Origin of the sequence: Spirillospora sp. NPDC000708 (genome assembly GCF_040299565.1) — a bacterium.
Taxonomy (GTDB): domain Bacteria; phylum Actinomycetota; class Actinomycetes; order Streptosporangiales; family Streptosporangiaceae; genus Spirillospora.
This window is the reverse complement of sequence record NZ_JBEPCJ010000008.1, coordinates 169432-176496: the sequence shown is the minus strand read 5'-3', so window position 1 is coordinate 176496 and position 7065 is coordinate 169432. Positions and strand designations below refer to the sequence as shown.

7 protein-coding genes are annotated in these 7065 nt (G+C 72.3%); 5 read left to right on the top strand and 2 right to left on the bottom strand.

Annotated features, from left to right (window positions below; translation table 11 throughout):
• Positions 1 to 490, bottom strand: a 490-nt coding sequence (locus ABT299_RS09160) for a BadF/BadG/BcrA/BcrD ATPase family protein (protein ID WP_500250295.1), incomplete at its 3' end; no start/stop codon positions are given.
• Between the two features lie 61 nt (positions 491 to 551).
• Between ABT299_RS09160 and ABT299_RS09155 the strand changes: the two genes are divergently transcribed.
• Together ABT299_RS09155 and ABT299_RS09150 are read left to right on the top strand one after the other, a co-directional pair.
• Positions 552 to 1514, top strand: a complete 963-nt coding sequence (locus ABT299_RS09155; RefSeq protein ID WP_241756112.1) for a MurR/RpiR family transcriptional regulator — start codon at positions 552 to 554, stop codon at positions 1512 to 1514.
• A complete protein-coding gene (locus tag ABT299_RS09150; protein ID WP_190863055.1) occupies positions 1511 to 2407 on the top strand; it encodes an N-acetylmuramic acid 6-phosphate etherase in 897 nt (298 codons plus the stop codon). Before ABT299_RS09155 ends, ABT299_RS09150 begins: the two co-directional genes overlap by 4 nt.
• Positions 2408 to 2704: 297 nt before the next feature.
• Here the strand turns inward: ABT299_RS09150 and ABT299_RS09145 are convergent, their stop codons facing one another.
• Positions 2705 to 3904: an acyl-CoA dehydrogenase family protein gene (locus ABT299_RS09145; protein WP_500250294.1), complete on the bottom strand. Its 1200-nt coding sequence runs from the start codon at positions 3902 to 3904 to the stop codon at positions 2705 to 2707.
• Positions 3905 to 3965: 61 nt separating this feature from the next.
• Between ABT299_RS09145 and ABT299_RS09140 the strand changes: the two genes are divergently transcribed.
• The 3 genes from ABT299_RS09140 (at position 3966) to pruA (ending at position 6968) form a co-directional block, all read left to right on the top strand.
• Complete coding sequence (locus tag ABT299_RS09140) at positions 3966 to 4610, top strand: HAD family hydrolase (RefSeq protein ID WP_500250293.1); 645 nt, start codon at positions 3966 to 3968, stop codon at positions 4608 to 4610.
• A 17-nt stretch (positions 4611 to 4627) separates the two neighbouring features.
• On the top strand, positions 4628 to 5134 hold the full coding sequence (locus ABT299_RS09135) for a DUF6912 family protein (RefSeq protein ID WP_500250292.1): 507 nt from the start codon (positions 4628 to 4630) through the stop codon (positions 5132 to 5134).
• A 202-nt stretch (positions 5135 to 5336) separates the two neighbouring features.
• Positions 5337 to 6968, top strand: coding sequence for an L-glutamate gamma-semialdehyde dehydrogenase (gene pruA, locus ABT299_RS09130; RefSeq protein WP_500250291.1), 1632 nt, complete (start codon positions 5337 to 5339; stop codon positions 6966 to 6968).
• Positions 6969 to 7065: the final 97 nt, after the last annotated feature.

Here is a 7065-nt window from a genome sequence, read left to right as displayed (position 1 = left end):
CGTGGCCGTCATCGTGCTCGGCCTCCTGCCGGACGGCATCGACCTGCGGCGGTTCAGGAGGGCCCATGTCTAGGCCGGTCGTCATCGCGGCGGCGCCGGCGCCCGTGCCGGAGAACACCACGATGCCCTTGGGCTCGCTGGTGCCCGCGGCGAAGGCCACGGCGATGTCGGTCACCACGGCGGGCGAGCCGCGCAGCCCGACGGCCTGCCAGGCCCGGCGCGCCGCGGTCACGGCCGCGGGCCGGCCGGCCGAACCGGCTCCGGCGATTCCGAACACGCCGGTGAGGATGTGGGTACGGTCGAGGTCTCCGAGCGCCTCCCGCAGGGCGGTGGTGAGCGCCCCTGCGGTGTCGCCCCCGGAGTTGGGGTTGGCCCCGGGACCGGTGCCGGAACCGGCCAGGGCGCCCCCGAGCGTCAGCACGACACAGCGGGTCTTCGTGCCACCCGCGTCTATGCCGACCACGTAAGGACCGGCCAAATGGGTCAACACAGGGCGACCGTAGCCTTTTCTACCGTTGACGTGACATCCTGGCAGTAAGAAACTTTCTTCCATGAGGAAACCCATCGGCCCCGAGCCGGGGAGCGCGGGGGAGCCCGGAGCGGCACGGGACGAGCCGGCGCGCAAGGACGCGACGCCGCTGAGCACCGTGGTGCGGGTCCGCTCGCTGCTGCCCTCGCTGCCCCCCGCCGAGCGACGAGTCGCTCAACGCGTCATCGACGACCCCGAAGGGGTCGCCAACTCGACCATCACCGAACTCGCCCAGACCTGTGGCACCTCCGAGACCACCGTCATCAGGTTCTGCCGCGCGATCGGGTTCCATGGTTATCCAGAGCTCCGACTGACCCTCGCCACCGAGGCGGGACGGGCCCAGAGCGCCAGCGGCGGACGGGTCATCGGCAGCGACATCAGTCCCGACGACTCCCTCGAGCAGATCGTGGAGAAGGTGACCTTCGCCGATGCCCGCGCCGTCGAGGAGACCGCCGCCCAGCTGGACATCAAGATGCTCGAACAGGTCGTCGACGCCCTCGTCGCCGCCGACCGGGTCGACGTCTACGGGGTCGGCGCCAGCGCGTTCGTCGCGATGGACTTCCAGCAGAAGCTGCACCGTATCGGACGCGTCTGCTCGGCCTGGGCCGACGCGCACATCATGCTCACCAGCGCCGCGGTGCTGGGTCCCACCAGCGTGGCGATCGGCATCTCGCACACCGGCGCGACCGTCGAGACCATCGACGCCCTGGAGGTCGCCAAGAGCAACGGCGCCACGACCGTGGCGCTGACCAACTTCCCGAAGTCCCCCATCGCGGAGATGGCCGATCTGATCCTCACGACAGCGGCGCGGGAGACGACCTTCCGCTCCGGCGCCACCGCCAGCCGGCTGGCGCAGCTCACGGTGGTCGACTGCGTCTTCGTCGGAGTGGCGCAGCGCACCTACGGGCCTACCCGCAAGGCCCTGGAAGCCACGTTCGAGGCGGTCCGCGGCCGGACCGTGCGACCCGACCGGAGGCGTCGGTGATCGATTGCGAGCTCCCCACCGAGGGCCGGAACCCCCGCACCCTCGACGTCGACACGCTGCCGACCCTGGAGGTGCTGCACCTGATCAACACGGAGGACGCCACCGTCCCAATGGTGGTGGCGGCCGTCCTGCCCGAGGTCGCCCGGCTGGTCGACCTCGCGGTCGACTCGCTGCGCGCGGGCGGCCGCGTGCACTACTTCGGCGCCGGCACGTCCGGCCGGCTCGCGGTCATCGACGCCGCCGAGCTGCCCCCCACGTTCGGCATCTGGGGCCGGGTCGTCGCGCACCACGCCGGCGGCCCCGGCGCCCTGTCCCAGGCGATCTCCGACGTCGAGGACGACATCGAGCTCGGCATGCGGGACGCCCGCGAGGTGTGCGCCGGCGACATCGCCATCGGCATCGCCGCCAGCGGCCGCACCCCCTACGTGATCGGCGCGCTGCGCGCCGCCACCGCGGCCGGCGCGCGCACGGCGCTGATCAGCTGCAACCCGCACACGCCCTACGGCGAGGAAGTGGAGGTGCACATCGGCCTGGCCACCGGGCCCGAGGTGATCAGCGGTTCCACCCGGATGAAGGCGGGCACCGCGACCAAGCTCGTGCTCAACTCCTTCTCCACCACCCTGATGATCAGGATGGGCCGCACCTACTCGAACCTGATGGTCAGCGTGAACGCGCTGAACTCCAAGCTGCGCGCCCGGCTGGTGCGCATCCTCACCGAGGCCACCGGCATGGACGCGCGGACCTGCGAGAACGCGCTGACCGAGGCGGGCGGCAACACCCGCGTCGCGCTGGTCTCGCTGCTCGGCGAGGTCCCCGCCGCGCGCGCCACGGTGGTCCTGGAGGAGACCGACGGCGGCGTCCGGGAGGCCCTGCAACGCCTCAGGTCCGCCTGACAGGGGGTCGGGCGGCGCACCCGCGCGGCGGCCGAGGCGCGCCGAGACGAGCCTCGCCCGTTCCGAGCCGGCGGCGGCCCCCGCCGGCCCGCGGAGGGTCCGTGGTCATGCGATCGTCCCCGCACCGATCGCATGACCACGCCACCCCGACCGCGGCGCGCCGCGCCGGGCCGACATGGCGATACCGGGCCTGGCGCGGCGGGACCGGAGCCTGGCGCGGCGGGGCCGGAGCCTGGCGCGGCGGGGCCGGGCCTGGCGGCGGGGCCGGAGTCGCCGCGCGTGCGTGAGCGAGCGGGGTCAGTGCTGTTCGTACCGGCGGAGCTCCTGGCGGGCGACCGTGCGGACGTGCACCTCGTCCGGGCCGTCGAAGATCCGCATCGCCCGCACCCAGGCGTACATCGCGGCCAGCGGCGTGTCGTCGGACACCCCGGCGCCGCCGTGGACCTGGATCGCGCGGTCGAGCACCTCGTGGGTGATCCGCGGCACGACCACCTTGATCGCCGCGATCTCCGACCGGGCGCCCTTGGCGCCGTGCTCGTCGATCAGCCACGCCGTCTTCAGGGTGAGCAGCCGCGCCTGCTCGATCGCCATCCGCGACTCGGCGATCTGCTGGCGCACCACGCCCTGCTTCGCGAGCGGTCCGCCGAACGCGACGCGGTCCACGGCCCGGCGGCACATCAGCTCCAGCGCCCGCTCCGCCATCCCGAGCGCGCGCATGCAGTGGTGGATCCGCCCCGGCCCGAGCCGCGCCTGGGCGATCATGAACCCGTCGCCCTCCTCGGCGAGCAGGTTCGACACCGGCACCCGGACGTCCTCGAACAGGATCTCCGAATGGCCGTGCTGGTCCTGGTAGCCGAACACCGGCAGGTGCCGGACGACGGTCACGCCCGGCGTGTCGCGGGGCACCAGCACCTGCGACTGCTGCCGGTGCGCGGGCCCGTCCGGGTCCGTCTTGCCCATCACGATGAAGATCTTGCAGCGCTCGTCGGCCGCGCCGGTGATGAACCACTTGCGGCCGTTGATCACGTACTCGTCGCCGTCCCGGACGATCGAGGTCGTGATGTTGGTGGCGTCGGAGGAGGCGACCTCCGGCTCCGTCATCGCGAACGCGCTGCGGATCTCCCCGTCCAGCAGCGGCCTCAGCCACCGCTCCTTCTGCTCCGGGGTCCCGAACATGTGCAGGACCTCTATGTTCCCAGTGTCCGGCGCGGCGCAGTTGACCGCCTCCGGGGCCAGGTCGGGAGAGCGGCCCGTCAGCTCCGCAAGCGTGGCGTACTCCAGGTTGGACAGCCCGGACACGTCCGGCAGGAACAGGTTCCACAGGCCGCGCTCGCGCGCCTCCGCCTTCAGTTCCTGGACGACCGGCGGCAGGGCGTGCGGGTCGTTCTCCGCGCGCCAGGCCGTGTACACCGGCTCGGCCGGGTACACGTGCTCGTCCATGAACTCCTGGAGTCTCTCCTGGTAGTCCAGCGCTTTCGGGCTGAGTGCGAAGTCCATGCGCGCCAGTCTGGCAGAACGAGATTCGGTCAAGGTGGGCGGGATCGCTTACCATCGGCCCGTGCCCGACAAGACGGTCAAAGCCGTGATCACCGACTGGGGCGGCGTCCTCACCTCCCCGCTGAACGACGCCGTCGGCGCCTGGCTGGCCGCCGACCGCATCGACGCCAACCGGTACCGCACGGTCATGCGCGCCTGGGTGGCGCAGGCCTACGACGGCGCCGGGACCAACCCCATCCACGGCCTGGAGGACGGCTCGCTCGCCCCCGAGGAGTTCGAGCGCCTCCTCGCCGCCGAACTGCTCACCGTCGACGGCGGCCCCGTCGCCGCCGCGGGCCTCATCTCCCGCATGTTCGGCGCGTTCTCGCCGGTCGAGCCGATGTACGAGGCGCTCCGCGCGGCCCGCTCCGCCGGTGCCCGCACCGCCCTCCTCTCCAACTCCTGGGGCAACGACTACCCCCGCGACCTGTTCGCCGACCTCTTCGACGCCGTCGTCATCTCCTGCGAGGTCGGCATGCGCAAGCCGGACGAGCGGATCTTCCGGCACGCGCTCGGCCTGCTCGGCCTGGACGCCGCCGAATGCGTCTTCATCGACGACATCGAGCACAACATCCGGGCCGCCGAATCGCTCGGCATCCGCGGCATCCACCACACATCCGCCGACGCCACGATCGCCGAACTGCGCGAACTGGGCCTCCTCGCATGACAGACTGACGAACCGTCATGCGCGTCTACCTTCCGTCCACGCTTCCGCTCCTCGCCGCCGCCCACGCCGCGCGCGAGGCCGGCCCCGCGCCCCTCGCCGCGCACGCCGTGACGCCCGCGCTGCGCGAGTGGTACGCGGGCGGCGACCTCGAGGAGCTGGAGTACGCGGCGCTGACCGCGGCGGCCCGCGCCTCGCTGCGCCTGCTCGCCGCCGACCCGTCCGCGCCGCGCCGCCGCGTCGTCCTCGCCGCCGAGATCCCGGACCAGTCGGTCTCGTCGGTCCGCGGCGACGCGTCCCTCGACGGCGACGACCGCTCGCTCGTCGAGATCACCGCACCCGTCCCGTGGAAGCGCCTGGCCTCCGGCCACGTCGACGACCTCGCCGCCGTCCCCGACGTGACCGCCGCCGTCGAGGCCCTCCCCGTCGCCGACGCCGGCGACGAGGACGCCCTCTTCACCGTCGACGGCGCCGAAGGCCACGACCTCCTCTGGTACGCCACCCAAGAACTCCAGCACCTCCTCTGACCCGCCCGCGTCCTTCGCAGGGCTCGGCCCGTCACCGTTCCTCCAGCAGTGCGGCCGCGCGCCTCACGGCGGATGGATCGGCAACGTGGAGGAGAGCGAGCAGCTTCCAAGGTGCGGGCGGGGAGCGGTAGGTATTCGCGGGAGGGGGCTGGGTAGGGCTCGGCATGTCGACACGGCCGTCGGACATGCGGGGAGCGACCAGATGGACGCCGTCACCAACGTTCCGGTACCGGTGAACGAGCCGGTCAAGGGGTACGCGCCGGGCAGCCCGGAGCGGGCCGCCCTGGAAGCGAAGATCAAGGAGCTCGGCGGCGCGGAGACCGAGCTGACGATGACCATCGGCGGGGAGCGCCGGATGGGCGCCGGCGCCCCCATCGACGTGGTCGAGCCGCACAACCACCGGCACGTCCTCGGGCGGATGGGCAACGCCGCCGACGCCGACGTCGCCGAGGCCATCGCGGCGGCGCGGGAGGCGGCGCCCGGATGGCGGGCCATGGCGCCCGACGACCGGGCCGCGATCTTCCTGCGGGCCGCCGAACTCCTGTCCGGGCCGTGGCGGTCCACGCTGAACGCGGCGACGATCCTCGGGCAGTCCAAGTCCGTCCAGCAGGCGGAGATCGACTCGGCGTGCGAGCTGATCGACTTCCTGCGGTTCAACGTGGCGTACGCGCGGCGGATTCGCGAGACGCAGCCGAACTCCTCGCCGGGCGTGTGGAACCGGATGGAGTACCGGCCGCTGGAGGGGTTCGTCCTCGCCATCACCCCGTTCAACTTCAGCGCGATCGCCGGGAACCTGCCGACCTCGCCCGCGCTGATGGGCAACGTCGTGGTGTGGAAGCCGTCGCCGACGCAGCAGCTCGCCGCGCACCACACGATGCGGCTCCTGGAGGCCGCCGGCCTGCCGCCCGGCGTCATCAACCTCGTCACCGGCGACGGGCAGGCCGTCTCGAACGTCGCCCTGGCCAGCCCTGACCTCGCGGGCCTGCACTTCACCGGTTCGCCGCCGACCTTCCAGGCGCTGTGGCGGACGATCGGGGAGAACATCGCCCGGTACCGCGGATACCCGCGGATCGTGGGCGAGACCGGCGGCAAGGACTTCGTGGTAGGGCACCCCTCCGCCGATCCGGACGTGCTGAAGACCGTGCTGGTGCGGGGCGCGTTCGAGTACCAGGGCCAGAAGTGCTCCGCCGCGTCCCGCGCCTACATCCCGCGCTCCGTCTGGGACGGCATGCGCGACGACTTCTGCGCCGAGGTCGAGGGCCTCACCATGGGCAACGTGGCGGACGACCTCTCGGCCTTCATGGGCGCCGTGATCGACGACCGCGCTTTCGCCAAGCACCGGCGCGCCATCGAACGGGCGCGCGGCATCGACACCATGCGGATGCTCGTCGGCGGGGAGCTGGACGACTCGGTCGGCTACTTCGTCCGGCCCACGGTGCTGGAGTCGTCGGACCCGACCGACGAGATCTTCACCACCGAGTACTTCGGGCCGATCCTCGGCGTCCACGTCTACGAGGACCACGACTACGACTCCGTCCTGACGCAGCTGGAGAGCGTCTCCGAGTACGGGCTGACCGGCGCGATCGTCGCTCAGGACCGCGCGGCCATCGCCGCCGCGACCGAGACCCTCCGCTTCGCGGCCGGCAACTTCTACATCAACGACAAGCCGACCGGCGCCGTGGTCGGCCAGCAGCCGTTCGGCGGCGCCCGCGCCTCCGGCACCAACGACAAGGCCGGATCGGTGTTCAACCTGACCCGCTGGACGAACGTCCGCGCCATCAAGGAGACCTTCGTCCCGCCCACCGACTTCCGCTACCCCCACATGGGCCCCTGACCCGACACCCGAGCCACAAGACACCCACCACCGGACCGCGCCGGAGGTGCGGGGCGCGCTGGATGTGCCGGCGGTGAGAGGCCGGATGTCCGGCCCA